This window comes from Cupriavidus sp. Agwp_2, from assembly GCF_040784895.1.
Classification (GTDB): Bacteria; Pseudomonadota; Gammaproteobacteria; order Burkholderiales; family Burkholderiaceae; genus Cupriavidus.
Map to the genome: position 1 here is coordinate 1,655,547 of NZ_CP088084.1, position 13,566 is coordinate 1,669,112.

Annotated in this window: 12 protein-coding genes; 4 read left to right on the forward strand and 8 right to left on the reverse strand. The window is 68.1% G+C overall.

Annotated elements, in window-relative coordinates:
* The first annotated feature begins 193 nt into the window (after positions 1 to 193).
* Positions 194 to 430, forward strand: coding sequence for a hypothetical protein (locus LPA45_RS25240; RefSeq protein ID WP_116318889.1), 237 nt, complete (start codon positions 194 to 196; stop codon positions 428 to 430).
* A 9-nt stretch (positions 431 to 439) separates the two neighbouring features.
* Here the strand turns inward: LPA45_RS25240 and LPA45_RS25245 are convergent, their stop codons facing one another.
* The gene (locus LPA45_RS25245) at positions 440 to 1,801 is read right to left on the reverse strand and encodes an MFS transporter (RefSeq protein WP_317921798.1); all 1,362 of its coding nucleotides are present in this window, start codon (positions 1,799 to 1,801) and stop codon (positions 440 to 442) included.
* A gap of 74 nt (positions 1,802 to 1,875) precedes the next feature.
* Positions 1,876 to 3,621 (reverse strand): IlvD/Edd family dehydratase, encoded by a 1,746-nt coding sequence (locus tag LPA45_RS25250; RefSeq protein WP_317921800.1) that lies wholly within the window; start codon positions 3,619 to 3,621, stop codon positions 1,876 to 1,878.
* Positions 3,622 to 3,821: 200 nt separating this feature from the next.
* Here LPA45_RS25250 and LPA45_RS25255 point away from each other — a divergent pair, with 200 nt between their 5' ends.
* Positions 3,822 to 4,802 carry a LysR substrate-binding domain-containing protein gene (locus LPA45_RS25255; RefSeq protein ID WP_317921802.1) on the forward strand — a complete coding sequence of 327 codons (981 nt, stop codon included), beginning with the start codon at positions 3,822 to 3,824 and terminating at the stop codon, positions 4,800 to 4,802.
* A gap of 12 nt (positions 4,803 to 4,814) precedes the next feature.
* On the opposite strand, the gene LPA45_RS25260 is transcribed toward LPA45_RS25255, so the two are convergent.
* The 5 genes from LPA45_RS25260 to LPA45_RS25280 form a co-directional block, all read right to left on the reverse strand.
* Positions 4,815 to 5,351: a DUF3016 domain-containing protein gene (locus LPA45_RS25260; RefSeq protein ID WP_116318892.1), complete on the reverse strand. Its 537-nt coding sequence runs from the start codon at positions 5,349 to 5,351 to the stop codon at positions 4,815 to 4,817.
* A 156-nt stretch (positions 5,352 to 5,507) separates the two neighbouring features.
* A complete protein-coding gene (locus tag LPA45_RS25265) occupies positions 5,508 to 6,683 on the reverse strand; it encodes an L-rhamnonate dehydratase (RefSeq protein WP_116318893.1) in 1,176 nt (391 codons plus the stop codon).
* A gap of 100 nt (positions 6,684 to 6,783) precedes the next feature.
* Positions 6,784 to 7,803, reverse strand: coding sequence for a 4-hydroxythreonine-4-phosphate dehydrogenase PdxA (locus LPA45_RS25270; protein ID WP_116318894.1), 1,020 nt, complete (start codon positions 7,801 to 7,803; stop codon positions 6,784 to 6,786).
* A gap of 22 nt (positions 7,804 to 7,825) precedes the next feature.
* Positions 7,826 to 8,794, reverse strand: coding sequence for a tripartite tricarboxylate transporter substrate binding protein (locus tag LPA45_RS25275; RefSeq protein WP_116318895.1), 969 nt, complete (start codon positions 8,792 to 8,794; stop codon positions 7,826 to 7,828).
* A 139-nt stretch (positions 8,795 to 8,933) separates the two neighbouring features.
* The gene (locus tag LPA45_RS25280; RefSeq protein ID WP_116318896.1) at positions 8,934 to 9,881 is read right to left on the reverse strand and encodes a LysR substrate-binding domain-containing protein; all 948 of its coding nucleotides are present in this window, start codon (positions 9,879 to 9,881) and stop codon (positions 8,934 to 8,936) included.
* Positions 9,882 to 10,024: 143 nt separating this feature from the next.
* Between LPA45_RS25280 and LPA45_RS25285 the strand changes: the two genes are divergently transcribed.
* Together LPA45_RS25285 and LPA45_RS25290 are read left to right on the forward strand one after the other, a co-directional pair.
* Positions 10,025 to 10,969, forward strand: coding sequence for a dihydrodipicolinate synthase family protein (locus LPA45_RS25285; RefSeq protein ID WP_116318897.1), 945 nt, complete (start codon positions 10,025 to 10,027; stop codon positions 10,967 to 10,969).
* Between the two features lie 19 nt (positions 10,970 to 10,988).
* Positions 10,989 to 12,563 (forward strand): aldehyde dehydrogenase (NADP(+)), encoded by a 1,575-nt coding sequence (locus LPA45_RS25290; protein WP_317921808.1) that lies wholly within the window; start codon positions 10,989 to 10,991, stop codon positions 12,561 to 12,563.
* Here the strand turns inward: LPA45_RS25290 and LPA45_RS25295 are convergent.
* Entirely contained in the window at positions 12,560 to 13,486 is a 927-nt protein-coding gene (locus tag LPA45_RS25295; RefSeq protein WP_116318899.1) for a LysR family transcriptional regulator, read from the reverse strand. The genes LPA45_RS25290 and LPA45_RS25295 overlap by 4 nt on opposite strands.
* Positions 13,487 to 13,566 lie beyond the last annotated feature (80 nt).

Sequence of the window (13,566 nt, forward strand, 5' to 3'; positions counted from 1 at the left end):
CGCGGGGCACCTGAAGCGCAACTGTGCCAGAAGCGCCCATTGTGCCTGTGGCATGCCAGAGCTTGCAAAATGCCGGGGAAGGGATTGCAATCGGCGTGCACGGCGAACCCTGCCGTCGTGCCCCTGCCGCCCGGGGCCGGGAACGAAGGTTGCAGCATCCCGTGATGACCGGCGCAATCGAGAGGAATGCCTTATGTATATGGTCTACTGGTCCGAGGCCCACGGCACCGGACTTACGCCGCACGCGCAGTCGTTCCCGAGCGACGCGATGCGCGAGGCGCTGCACTTCGCCGAAGCGCTGCGCCAGCGCCAGCATGCGGGCGAGCCGGTGAGCTTTGTCACGCTGTGCTCGGAGAACCCGAACTCGGTCGGCCGCGCCGGCGCGGCGGATCCGCCGCCCGACTATGAGTGGAAGAAACGGCGGCCGTGACGCCAGCGATCAGGCACCGGCCCGCGCTGCACCGGCCCGCGCAGCGGGCCGCAGCGCGGCGCGCACCACGAACGCCATCACCACCGCGAACACCAGCATCGCCGCCAGGAAGTACAGCCCTGCCGCCAGGCTGCCGGTCGCATCCTTGATCACGCCGATGCCATACGGCCCGAAGTAGCCGCCCAGGTTGGCCAGCGAGTTGATCGTGGCAATGCCCACCGCCGCGCTGGCACCGGTCAGGAATTCACCGGGCAGCGCCCACACCACCGCCTGGATCGAATAGATCGAGAACGCGGTCAGGCAGATAAACAGGAACTGCAGCACCGGCGACTGCACCCAGGCACTCAGCGCCATGGTGATCGCGGCCATCCCCGACACCACCACGATGTGGCCATAGCGCTCGCCCTTGCGGTCCGAGTGGCGCGGCACCAGGTACAGGCCGACCACGGCGAACAGGTAGGGCACCGCCGACAGCAGGCCGGTCGTCGCATCGGTCACGCCGAACTGCTTGATGATGGTCGGCAGCCACAGCGACAGCCCGTAGATGCTCAGCGGGAACGGCAGGAACAGCAGCGACAGCAGCAGCACGCGCTTGTCCCTGAGCGCCTGCAGCGGATTGCCGTGCGGCTTGAGCGCATAGGCGGCCTGGTCGGCGGCGAGTTCGCGTTCGATCCAGGCGCGGTCGGCCGGTGCCAGCCATCTGGCACTGGCAGGCGACTCCGGCAGGATCCGCAGCGTCGGCAGGCACAGCAGCACGGCGGGCAGGCCGCTCAGCACGAACAGCGTCTGCCAGTTGGACATGCCGAGCAGTCCCTGCGTCGACAGCACCAGGCCGGCAATCGGTCCGGTGATGATCAGCGCGATCGGCTGGGCCAGCACCAGCAGGCCGATGATGCGCGCGCGATGGCGCATCGGGAACCACTTGGTCAGGAAGTACAGGATGCCCGGATACAGTCCGGCCTCGGCCGCGCCCAGCAGGAAACGCAGCACGTAGAAGCTGTGCGCGCCCTGCGTGAACGCCATCGCCATGGTGATCAGGCCCCAGGTCAGCAGGATGCGCGCAAACCAGCGGCGCGCGCCGAAGCGCTCCAGCGCCAGGTTGCTCGGCACCTCGCACAGGAAATAGCCGATGAAGAACAAACCCGCGCCCAGGCCATAGGCCGCGTCGCTGATGCCGAGCGCCGCGTTCATGTGCAGCTTGGCAAAGCCGACCACCGAGCGGTCGATATACGCCACCACGTAAATCAGCGCCAGGAACGGGATCAGCCGGCGCACCAGCATGCCGACGATGCGGGTCTCTTCCTGCGCCTGTGCGCCGCTTTCCTGCCCTGTGACGGCGCGCTCCAGCGGCGCGGTCTGTGTGCCTTGCATGGCTAGTCTCCTCTGTTCTTGTAAGGGGTCGCGCGCGCCGCAGGGGCTGCGCGCATTCAGTGCATCCGGATGGATCAGTGCGAGTGGCGCGGCACCTCGCGGCCGCGGCAGCCGACCAGGAAGTCGAGGTCGCAGCCCTCGTCCGCCTGCAGCACATGGTTGACGTAGAGCTTGCGATAGCCGCCATCGGCGGGTGCCTGCAGCGGCTGCACGTCGGCCATGCGGCGCTCGAACTCGGCGGGATCGATATCCAGGTGCAGGCGCCCGGCCTCGCAGTCCAGCTCGATCCAGTCGCCATCGCGCACGATCGCCAGCGGGCCGCCGGCGGCGGCTTCCGGCGCCACGTGCAGCACCACGGTGCCGTAGGCGGTGCCGCTCATGCGCGCATCGGAAATGCGCACCATGTCCTTGATGCCCTGGCGCAGCAGCTTGGGCGGCAGGCCCATGTTGCCGACCTCGGCCATGCCGGGATAGCCCCGCGGGCCGCAGCGCTTGAGAACGAGGACGGAATTCTCGTCGACGTCGAGCGACTCGTCGACGATGCGCTCCTTGTAGTGCTCCAGGTTCTCGAACACCACCGCGCGGCCGCGGTGGCGCAGCAGCTTCGGCGTCGCCGCCGACGGCTTGAGCACCGCGCCGCGCGGCGACAGGTTGCCGCGCAGGATGCGGATGCTGCCGTCGCGGATCAGCGGCTGGTCGAGCGGGCGGATGACTTCGTCGTTGGTGATCGGCGCATCCCTGACGTTGTCCCAGATCGCCTTGCCGTTGACGGTCAGCGCGCCCGGATGCGGCAGCAGCCCGGCCTCGCCCATGCGGCGCAGCACCGCGGGCAGGCCGCCGGCGTAGTAGAACTCTTCCATCAGGAAGCGGCCCGACGGCATCAGGTCGACGATGGTCGGCGTGTCGCGGCCCACGCGGCTCCAGTCTTCCAGCTCCAGCGGCACGCCGATGCGCCCGGCGATCGCCTTCAGGTGGATCACGGCGTTGGTCGAGCCGCCGATTGCCGCGTTGACACGGATCGCATTCTCGAATGCCTGGCGCGTCAGGATCTTCGACAGCGTCAGGTCCTCGCGCGCCATCTCGACGATGCGGATGCCGGACATATGCGCCAGCACGTAGCGGCGCGAATCGACCGCCGGGATCGCCGCGTTGTGCGGCAGCGACGTGCCCAGCGCCTCGGCCATGCACGCCATGGTCGACGCGGTGCCCATGGTGTTGCAGGTGCCCGCCGAGCGCGACATGCCGGCTTCGGCCGACAGGAACTGGTGCAGGTTGATCTCGCCCGCCTTCAGCGATTCATGCAGCTGCCACACCGCCGTGCCCGAGCCGATGTCCTTGCCGTCGAGCTTGCCATTGAGCATGGGCCCGCCGGTGACGACGATGGCCGGCACGTCGCAGCTGGCCGCGCCCATCAGCAGCGCCGGCGTGGTCTTGTCGCAGCCGGTCAGCAGCACCACCGCATCGATCGGGTTGCCGCGGATCGCTTCTTCCACGTCCATCGCTGCCAGGTTGCGGGTCAGCATGGCGGTCGGGCGCAGGTTCGATTCGCCGTTGGAAAACACCGGGAATTCCACCGGGAAGCCACCGGCCTCGTACACGCCGCGCTTGACGTGCTCGGCCAGCTTGCGGAAATGCGCGTTGCAGGGGGTGAGTTCCGACCACGTATTGCAGATGCCGATCACCGGGCGGCCGTCGAACGCGTGCTCGGGGATGCCCTGGTTCTTCATCCAGCTGCGGTACATGAAGCCATTCTTGTCGGCGGTGCCGAACCACGCCGCCGAGCGCAGCGGCCTGCGTTGCTTGTCCTTGGAATCCGACATGTTGTTCCTGTGGCGAGGGCCGCCGGAGCCGGCGGCGGGGATGGCAGGGACGACGGATCCAGCGGCATCGCGGCATGGCGGGCGCCACACTGTCTCCGGTCGTTGTTGTTTTGTCGGACGGAGTGTATGCAGCTTGCTGATATGCTACTAATGAATAGTTCGGCATTTTCGATATCTATATCGGCATTGGTACTTACCCTATGGACACCCCCAACCTTTCCGCCGCGGCTGATGCACCACCCGCGGCACCCTCCTGGCACAGCCACACCCGCCTCAAGACGCGCCAGCTGCTGCTGTTGCTGGCCGTCGCCGACGAGGGCAGCATCCACCGTGCCGCGGAACGGCTGGCGATGACGCAGCCGGCCGCGTCCAAGCTGCTGCGCGAACTGGAAGAAATGCTGTCGGTCCCGCTGTTCGAACGCCTGCCGCGCGGCATGGCGCCCACGGACTATGGCCGCGCGATGATCCGGCATGCGCGCGCGGTGATCGGCAGCCTGAACCAGGCGCGCGAGGAAGTGCTGGCGCTGAAGGCGGGCCGGCTCGGCCACGTGGCGATCGGCGCGATCACCTCGCCCGGCGTGCGGCTGCTGCCGCCGGCGATCGCGCGGGTGAAGGCGAACTACCCCGGGCTGCGCGTGTTCGTGGAGATCGACAACAGCAACGTGCTGCTCGACCGGCTGGGGCAGGAAAAGCTGGACATGGTAGTGGCGCGCCTGTTTCCCGAGCACGACAAGGGACGGCTGCGCTACGAGCCGATGGCGGAGGAGCCGGTCTGCGCCGTGGTGCGGCCCGGCCATCCGATGCTGGCGGCGCCCGGCCTGTCGCTGGCCGACACCACCGACGCCGCCTGGCTGATCCCGCCGGCCGGCACCGTGCTGCGGCACCGCTTCGAGCTGATGTTCCAGCGTGCCAGCCTGGCGCCGCCAACCAACGTGGTGGAAACCGCCGCGCTGCTGTTCCTGACGCGCATGGTGACGCAGTCAGACATGATCGCGGTGCTGACGGCGGATGTGGCGCAGTACTACGCGGCGTTCGGCATGGTGGAGGTGCTGCCGATGGCCATGCCCTGCCATATGGACGACTTCGGCCTGATCACGCCGACCGACCGGCTGATGTCGCCCGGCGCGCTGCTGGTCGCGGATGCGCTGCGCGAGACAGCGCAGCACATCTACGGCCAGTAGTGCCGTGGTCGGTCATCCTTGCCCAGTCTGGTGCGCCGCGATGCGGCGTGTCACGGCCTGGTCGAACCAGCGGTCCATCATCGCCTTTTCGTAGCGCAGCCTGTCGGTGGGATCGTAGATGTTGACGCCAAAATTGAAAGTCTGGTCGGCGATACGCTGCTCGCCGCTGCCGATCACGGCACCGTCGCTGCCGCGCAGTTCGTAGCGCAGCGTCATGTGCGGCCAGGTGACATCGCGCACGATGCGCACGTCGTAGGCTTGCCTGCGCCACGGCTCGAAATGCCCCGCCAGGTCGACGTCGAGCACTTCGATGCTCAGCGCATAGCCCTCCGGCAGGTAACGCGCCGCCAGCTTGTCGAAGTGGCGGCGGATATCGTTCATCACCTGCCCCCGCTCCCTGTCGCTGCCGTAGTCGCTGCGGTACGCGGCGTCGGTGTAGGTCTCCGGATGAACGAACGTAAGTGACAGGGTGCCGGCAGGCGGCGCGGCAAGGGCGCTCAGCGCGAGCGGCACCGCGCAGGCGGCCAGCAGACGGAGGGATCTGGCCATGGCGAACTCCAGGACAAGCGTTTTTCGCCTCTTGATTCTAGTCCGGCAAAGGCCGGTGGGCGTGGGTTGCCATGGTTGGCAGATGCCGCATCCGATACAAGCGGGCGCCGGCGTGAACCGGCGCCCGTCTTCAGGCCAATCAGCCGATGATGTTGATCAGCCGATGATGTTGAACTGGCTGAAATATTCCTCGTTCAGTTCCAGCCCCAGGCCCGGCAGGTTGTCGTCCAGCTGCAGGTAGCCGTTGTCCGGCGCGGGGTCGCCCTTGAAGATGTAATAGAACAGCTCATTGCCGACCTCGACGTCGTGCACCGGGAAGTACTCCGACATCGGCGAAGCGGTCGACGCCATGGTCAGGTGGTAGTTGTGCATCTGCCCCGCGTGCGGGATCACCGGCACGGACCAGGCCTCGGCCATCGCGTTGATCTTCTGCGCCGCGGTGATGCCGCCGACGCGGTTGGTGTCGTACTGGATCACGTCCACCGCGCGGCGCTCCAGCAGGTCCTTGAAGCCGTACGAGGTGAACTCGTGCTCGCCGCCGGAGATCGGGAACGGGCTCGCCTTCTTCAGTTCGACATAGCCTTCGATATCGTCGGCGATCACCGGCTCTTCCAGCCAGCGCGGATTGAACTCGGCCAGGCGCGGGAGCATGCGGCGCGCGTACTCCAGCGTCCAGCCCATGTAGCACTCCAGCATGATGTCGACGCTGTCGCCAACCAGCTCGCGCAGCAGCCTGACCTGCTCGATATTCTTCTGCATGCCGGCGGGGCCATCCTTGGGGCCGTAGCCGAAGCGCATCTTCATCGCGGTAAAGCCCTGGTCCAGGTAGCCCTGCGCTTCGGCCAGAAAGGCGTCGCGGTCATCGTTGTTGTAGAGCTTGGAGGCATAGCACCAGATCTTTTCCTTGGTGCGCCCGCCCAGCAGCTTGAACACCGGCTTGCCGACGGCCTTGCCCATCAGGTCCCACAGCGCGATATCGACCGCCGAGATCGCCGCCATGCCGATGCCCTTGCGGCCCCAGGCGTGCGTGCGGCGGTACATCTTTTGCCACAGGTATTCGTTGTCGAAGGGATCCTGGCCGATCACCACCGGCGCCAGGTACTCATCGACGATCTGCTTGGCCACGCGCGGGGCCAGCGCACAGTTGCCGATGCCGACCAGGCCGGTGTCGGTCTCGATCTCGACCACCATCCAGCCGTGGAAGCGGAACGAACCCATGGCATCGCCGCGTTCGAACAGGATGTCGGTGGCGTTGGTGCAGAAATGCGCCTGCGGCGGCACGGTCTTGCCCTTCCATTCAAAGACGCGGGCACGGACGTTGGTGATCTTCATATTCAGCTCCTGATGGCGTTGCGTAGGCGCGAGCGCTCCCCTGCCCCTGGCTGCGCCGGGGGCGGTCACGCTCGATCCGGTGTTGGATGTTGGGTAGTGGCTAGGCGCTGGCGGCGGCGCGCCGTTGCGCACCCATGCGGCAGGCGATCTGGAATGCCTGCTGCGTGGCGCCGGGATCGGCGCGGCCCTGCTGCGCGATATCGAACGCGGTGCCGTGCGCCGGCGTGGTGATCGGCACCGGCAGCCCGCCCTGCACCGTCACGCCTCGCGAGAAGCCCATCAGCTTGATGCCGATCTGCCCCTGGTCGTGGTACATGGTGACGATGGCGTCGAACTGCCGCTGCGACGGACCGCCCTGCACCTTGAGGAAGATGGTGTCAGCGGGGAACGGGCCCTCGGCATTCACGCCACGCTCGCGGGCCGCGGCCACGGACGGGGCGATCACGTCGATCTCTTCGCGGCCAAAGGCACCGTTGTCGCCGTTGTGCGGGTTCAGGCCGCACACGGCGATGCGCGGCCCGGCCATGCCGGCGCGGCGCAGCGCCTGGTCGATCAGGTCGATGGCAGCACCGACGCGTTCCGGTGTGATCATCGCCGGCACGTCCTTCAGGGCCACATGCGAGGTGACGCGCGAGGTCCACAGGCCGTCGAGCACGTTGAACTCGCAGAACGCGCCGTGGTAGCCGAGCTGCTCGGCAAACCAGTGCAGTTCATCGCTGTGGTCCATGCCGGCAGCGTGCAGCGAGCTTTTGTTGAGCGGCCCGAACAGGATCGAGTCCGCCTGGCCCGACTGCGCCAGCTCCAGCGCCAGCGACAGCGTGCCCAGGCTGTAACGGCCGCCCTCGGCACTGGACGCGCCGCGCGGATACGCGGGCTTGCCGTCCAGTTCCCAGTGGTAGAGGCGCGGCGCGCCTGGTGCAAACGCGAGGGTATCGGTCTCTGCCAGCGCCAGCTCGACGCCCGCCACCTGCATGCCGCGGCGCCATTCGTCGCGGTCGGCGATCAGCAGGATGTCGGCCTGTTCGCTGGTGGCCGGGTCGGCCAGCAGGCGGGCAATCAGTTCGGGGCCGATGCCGGCGGGATCGCCCAGCACCATCGCGATTCTTGGACGTGATGTCATGGAATTCTCGTGTAATACAGGCTCAGTCGAGCTTGACGCCAAGCTCGGCAATCAGCTTGCCATAGCGCGCGTACTCGGCGCGCGAGAAGGCATCGAACTGCGCCGCCGTCAGCGTGCCGGGCACGCCGCCGACTTCACCAAGGCGACGCACGGTATCGGGATCCTTGATCACGGTGGTCAGCGCCGCGCCGAGCTTCTGCAGCGTGGCGGGCGGCGTGCCGGCCGGCGCATAGACGCCATACCAGGCATTCATCTGGATGCCCGGCACCCCGGCTTCGGCCAGCGTCGGCACATTGGGCAGCAGCGCCGAGCGCTTGTCCGCCGTCACCGCCAGCGCGCGCAGCTTGCCGGCCTTGATATGGTTGATCACCGACGGCATGGTCTCGAAGCTCATGTCCACCTGGCCGCCCATCAGGTCGACCAGCGCGCTGCTGCTGCTCTTGTACGGCACATGCAGCAGCTTGCCCTGGATCTGTCGCGCAAATGCGGCGCCGGCCAGGTGCTGGGTGCTGCCGACGCCCGACGAGCTGTAGCGGAACTTGTCCGGGCTGGCCTGGATCTGCGCCACCAGCGCCTTGACGTCGCGCGCCGTGACCTGGTTGTTGACCACCAGCACGTTAGGCACCGACGACACCAGCGCCACCGGCGCCAGGTCCTTGAGCGGGTCGAACTGCAGCTTGAGCAGGTGCGGCGCGATCGCCTGCGAGGTGACCACGCCCATCAGCAGCGTGTTGCCGTCCGGCGCGGCCTTGGCGGTGATGTCCGCGGCGATGGTGTTGGACGCGCCGGGGCGGTTATCGACCACCACGGGTTGCTTGAGCTGTGCGGCAAGCTTGTCGGAGACGATGCGCGCCATCACGTCGGTGCCGCCGCCGGGCGCGGCGCCCACCATCAGCCGCACCGGCCGGGTGTCCTGCGCCCAGGCGCTGGTGGTCACCGCAACGGCCACCGTGGCCATGCCGGCGAATGCGCCGGCGATCCATGTCTTCATCGCTGTCTCCGTTTGCTGTCCGGCTCTGATGGCGCGGATGAGCAGACTATATGGGCATCAGCGATTCACTACTACTGACGTTTTTTGAACTGGCGATTACCTGGGGTTATACCTCGCTTATACCTCGATCATGCCTCGATCATGCCTCCCCCGCCGGCTTCCCGGCCCGGGCCTTCAGGATCGCCACAAGCTGCCGCGCCGAGGCTGACAAGGCGCCGCCGCGCCGCGTGACGATGCCAAAGGTTTCCTGCCGCGATTGCAGCGGCACGGGCAGGATGCGCAGCATTTTCTGGCGGACGAACAACTCGGCCACACTGGCCGGCAGCAGCGACACCAGCCCGGGATCGCGCTGCAGCATCGCGACGGTAATCAGCGCCGACGACGTGGAAATCGCATTGGCGGGAAAGCTGACGCCGGCATGGTCCAGCTCGCGCTGCAGCAGCGCATGCATCGGCATGTGCCCCGCGTATGTGATCCAGCGATAACCGGCAAGGTCGGCAAGGCCCATGGCGCGCGCGCGGGGCGCGGGGTGAGCGTGGCCAACCACCACGGACACCTGTTCGTCGCCAAGCGGGTGGTAGTGGTACTTGCCGGGTTGGTCGCTGACCAGCGCGCGGCCAAGCACCAGGTCCAGATGCCCGTCGTCGAGTTGACCGAGCAGGCGCAGGCTGGTGTCCTCGATGATCTCGAGCGCCAGGTCCGGATGCGCCTGCCGCAGCTGCTCAAGCGCCGGCACCAGCACATCCGGCACCGCGCCCATGATCACGCCGACCGCGACGCGCCCGCCACTGCCGGCGCGGATGCCGGCCACTTCCTCGCACATCGCGCCCAGGTCCGCCACCAGTTGCCGGGCATGGCGGATCACGCAATGGCCGAAGGCGTTGGGGCGCATGCCGCGTCTGGAGCGCTCGAACAGCGGCGCTTCCAGCATGCCTTCCAGTTCCTGCAGCGACTTGCTGGCGGCCGACTGGGTCATCGCCATCGCGGCGGCGGCCTGGTGCAGCGACTGGTGCTCGTCCAGGGCGATCAGCAGCTGCAGCTGCTTCATGCGCAGGCGGCCGGTGAGGGTGTCCAGGGTGGATTTCATGTTGGGACCAGATGAGTCGCAAAAGCGATCACCAGATGGAAAGGTTTCAATATACAGCGCCGCTGCCCCGCTCGTATATTGGCCCGACCCGATTGACTGCCCAGAACCCGCGCCGGCCGCGTGCCAGCCGCAAGGAGGAGACCATGACCCGATCCCAGCCGCCCGTCTATCGCGGCGCCGTCTACCAAGGCGTTTTCCCGGTAGCGCCGACCATCTTCGACGAGCAAGGCGGCCTCGACCTCGACGGCCAGCGCCGCTGCATCGACTTCATGATTGACGCCGGTTCGGACGGCATCTGCATCCTGGCGAACTTCTCCGAGCAGTTCGTGCTGACCGACGACGAGCGCAACGTGCTGATGAAGACCGTGCTGGAGCACGTGGACGGGCGCGTGCCGGTGATCGTCACCACCACGCATTTCAGCTCGCGCATCTGCGCCGAGCGCAGCCGCGCCGCGCAGGACGCCGGCGCCGCCATGGTGATGGTGATGCCGCCCTACCACGGCGCCACCATCCGCGTGCCCGAGCGCGGCATCTACGACTTCTTCGCCACGGTCTCCGGTGCCATCGATATCCCGATCATGATCCAGGATGCGCCAGTAAGCGGCACCACGCTGTCCGCGCCCTTCCTCGCCCGCATGGCACGCGAGCTGGCCAATGTCTCGTACTTCAAGATCGAAGTGCCGCAGTCCGCGGCCAAGCTGCGCGAACTGATCGAACTGGGCGGCGACGCCATCGTCGGCCCGTGGGACGGCGAAGAAGCCATCACGCTGATGGCCGACCTGGAAGCGGGCGCCACCGGCGCGATGACCGGCGCGGGCTTCCCGGACGGCATCCGCCAGATCCTGGACGCATGGCAGGCTGGCGACGCCGAGCTGGCGGCGCAGCGCTACCAGCAGTGGCTGCCGCTGATCAACTACGAGAACCGGCAGGGTTGGCTGGCGACCAGCAAGGTGTTGATGAAGGAAGGTGGGGTGATTGCGTCGGACGCCGTGCGCCATCCGCTCCAGCCGATGCATCCGGCCACGCGCGAGGGGTTGATGAAGATTGCGCGGCGGCTGGATCCGCTGGTGTTGCGCTGGGCCCGTTGAACCTCAAGGAGGACAAGACATGACGCTCTCAGGCGAACTCCTGATCGGCCGCCGCGCGGTACGCGGCACCCACGGCACCCTGCACGCCATCGACGCCGCCACCGGCGCCACCCTCGAACCCGCCTTCGGCGGCGCCACGCCGGCACAGCTCGACGAAGCCTGCGAACTGGCATGGCAGGCCTTCGACACCTATCGCGAGATCGCGCCCGCGCGGCGCGCCGACTTCCTCGAAGCCATCGCCGGCAACATCCTGGCGCTGGGCGATGCGCTCGTCGAGCGCTGCGTCAGCGAATCGGGCCTGCCACGCGCCCGCATCGAGGGCGAACGCGGGCGCACCGTGGGCCAGCTGCGGCTGTTCGCCGGCATGCTGCGCCAGGGGGATTTCCTGGAGCTGCGCGTCGACCCGGCCCAGCCCGAACGCCAGCCCCTGCCGCGCCCCGACCTGCGCCTGCGCCATATCCCGCTGGGCCCGGTCGCGGTGTTCGGCGCCAGCAACTTCCCGCTGGCGTTCTCGGTGGCGGGCGGCGATACCGCGTCCGCACTGGCCGCCGGCTGCCCCGTCATCGTCAAGGCGCATCCCGCGCACCCCGGCACCTCCGAACTGGTCGGCCGCGCCATCCAGAAAGCGGTGGCGGACCTGGACCTGCCCGAAGGCACCTTCTCCCTGCTCTTCGATACCGGGCTGGAAATCGGCCAGGGGCTGGTGGCGGACCGGCGCATCAGGGCGGTCGGCTTCACCGGCTCGCGCGCCGGCGGCCAGGCGCTGATGGCGATCGCCGCGGCGCGCCCGGAACCGATTCCCGTCTATGCGGAGATGAGCAGCATCAATCCGGTGCTGCTGTTCCCGCATGCGCTGGCCAACCGCGCGCACGCCATCGGCACGGCCTTTGCCGGTTCGCTGACACTGGGCGCCGGACAGTTCTGCACCAACCCCGGACTCGTGCTGGCGGTGGAAAGCGAAGGCCTGGACCAGTTCCTGGAAGCGGCGGCGGCAAGCCTGGCGGACATCGGCGCGCAGAGCATGCTGACCTCCGGCATCCTGCGCGCCTACTGCAACGGCGTGGGCACGTTCGCGCAGCATCCGAAGGTACAGGTGGTGGCGCGCGGCAAGGCAGGCAGTGCGCTGCAAGGGCAAGCGGCGTTGTTCAGCACCAGCGCCGAGGCCTTCCTGGCCGACCAGACGCTGCGCCACGAAGTCTTCGGCGCGTCGTCGCTGGTGGTGCGCTGCCGCGATGCGGCGGAGATGCGGCGCGTGGTCGAATCGCTGGAAGGACAGCTTACCGCGGCCCTGCATATCGACCCCGCCGACCACGACGCCGCGCGCACGCTGCTGCCCGCGCTGGAGCGCCTGGCGGGCCGCATCCTGGTCAATGGTTTCGGCACCGGCGTCGACGTCGGGCACGCCATGGTCCACGGCGGCCCCTGGCCGGCCACGTCGGATGGCCGCTCGACCTCGGTCGGCAGCCTCGCCATCGCGCGCTTCGTGCGGCCGGTCAGCTACCAGGACATGCCGGCGGACCTGCTGCCGCCGTCCTTGCGCCCCGACAGCGAGCAGCGCCACGCGTGGCGTCTTGACGGCAAGCTGCAGCGCTAGCGCGACAGCGCCCGCAGCGTATCGATCAGCAGGCTCATCGATGCGGTCGGCGGGCGCCCGCGCCGCGTGACGATGCCATACGGCCCCAGTTTCCGCGGCAGTGGCAGTGGCAGCACCGCCAGCGCGCCGAGGCGGCCGTAATACGCCGCCACCGACTCCGGCAGCACCGCGACCAGCTCGCTGTCGGCCAGCAACGACGTGGTCATCAGCACCGCGGCGGTCTCGATGGTCGACGGCGGCGCCGGCACGCCGGCATCCTCGAACGAGCGGTCGATCAGCGCGCGCATCGGGCTCGGCCGTGGCTGCATGATCCACGGGTAGCGGGTCAGCTCCTCGAACGACAGCTTGCGCCGCCGCGCCAGGGCATGCTGCGGCCCGACCACGATCGCCAGGCCCTCGTCGCCAAGCTGCTCGAACTCGAGGCCGCTGCTGTCCCAGCCATCGGGCACGCGGCCCAGCACGATATCGAGCTGGTCGCGCTCCAGCAGCGGCACCAGCAGGTCGCTGGTCTCCACCTGCACCGCCACCTCCAGCCGCGGATGGTCGCGGTTCAGCCGCCGTATCACCCCGGCCAGCAGGCCCGGCGTAGGCGCCATCACCGCGCCGACACGCACGCGCCCGATCTTGCCCGACTCCAGCGCCACCAGCTCATCGCGCAAGCCATCCATGTCGGCAAACACCAGCCGGGCATAGCGCGTGGCCGCCATCCCGAAGCGCGTGGCACGCAGCCCGCGCGCATGGCGCTCGAACAGCGGCACGCCCAGCAGGTCCTCCATGTCCTGCAGCATCTTGCTGACGGCTGGCTGGGTGAGCGTCAGCGACTCGGCCGCCTGGCGCAGCGAGCCTCGCTCCTCCACCGCCAGCAGCAGGCGCAGGTGCTGCATCTTGAGGCGGCCGTGAAGGGTGCTGACGGGTGGGATCATGGGGCGGGCGATGGGACGAAGGGACAGAAATGCATGAAGGCGGGCTTTCGCCTGCGATCACAAATTTTTATCGCTTCGCC

Coding starts and splice junctions, on each gene's coding strand:
- LPA45_RS25240 (WP_116318889.1), top strand. CDS start 194: ATGTATATGGTCTACTGGTCCGAGGCCCACGGCACCGGACTTACGCCG.
- LPA45_RS25245 (WP_317921798.1), bottom strand. CDS start 1,801: ATGCAAGGCACACAGACCGCGCCGCTGGAGCGCGCCGTCACAGGGCAG.
- LPA45_RS25250 (WP_317921800.1), bottom strand. CDS start 3,621: ATGTCGGATTCCAAGGACAAGCAACGCAGGCCGCTGCGCTCGGCGGCG.
- LPA45_RS25255 (WP_317921802.1), top strand. CDS start 3,822: ATGGACACCCCCAACCTTTCCGCCGCGGCTGATGCACCACCCGCGGCA.
- LPA45_RS25260 (WP_116318892.1), bottom strand. CDS start 5,351: ATGGCCAGATCCCTCCGTCTGCTGGCCGCCTGCGCGGTGCCGCTCGCG.
- LPA45_RS25265 (WP_116318893.1), bottom strand. CDS start 6,683: ATGAAGATCACCAACGTCCGTGCCCGCGTCTTTGAATGGAAGGGCAAG.
- LPA45_RS25270 (WP_116318894.1), bottom strand. CDS start 7,803: ATGACATCACGTCCAAGAATCGCGATGGTGCTGGGCGATCCCGCCGGC.
- LPA45_RS25275 (WP_116318895.1), bottom strand. CDS start 8,794: ATGAAGACATGGATCGCCGGCGCATTCGCCGGCATGGCCACGGTGGCC.
- LPA45_RS25280 (WP_116318896.1), bottom strand. CDS start 9,881: ATGAAATCCACCCTGGACACCCTCACCGGCCGCCTGCGCATGAAGCAG.
- LPA45_RS25285 (WP_116318897.1), top strand. CDS start 10,025: ATGACCCGATCCCAGCCGCCCGTCTATCGCGGCGCCGTCTACCAAGGC.
- LPA45_RS25290 (WP_317921808.1), top strand. CDS start 10,989: ATGACGCTCTCAGGCGAACTCCTGATCGGCCGCCGCGCGGTACGCGGC.
- LPA45_RS25295 (WP_116318899.1), bottom strand. CDS start 13,486: ATGATCCCACCCGTCAGCACCCTTCACGGCCGCCTCAAGATGCAGCAC.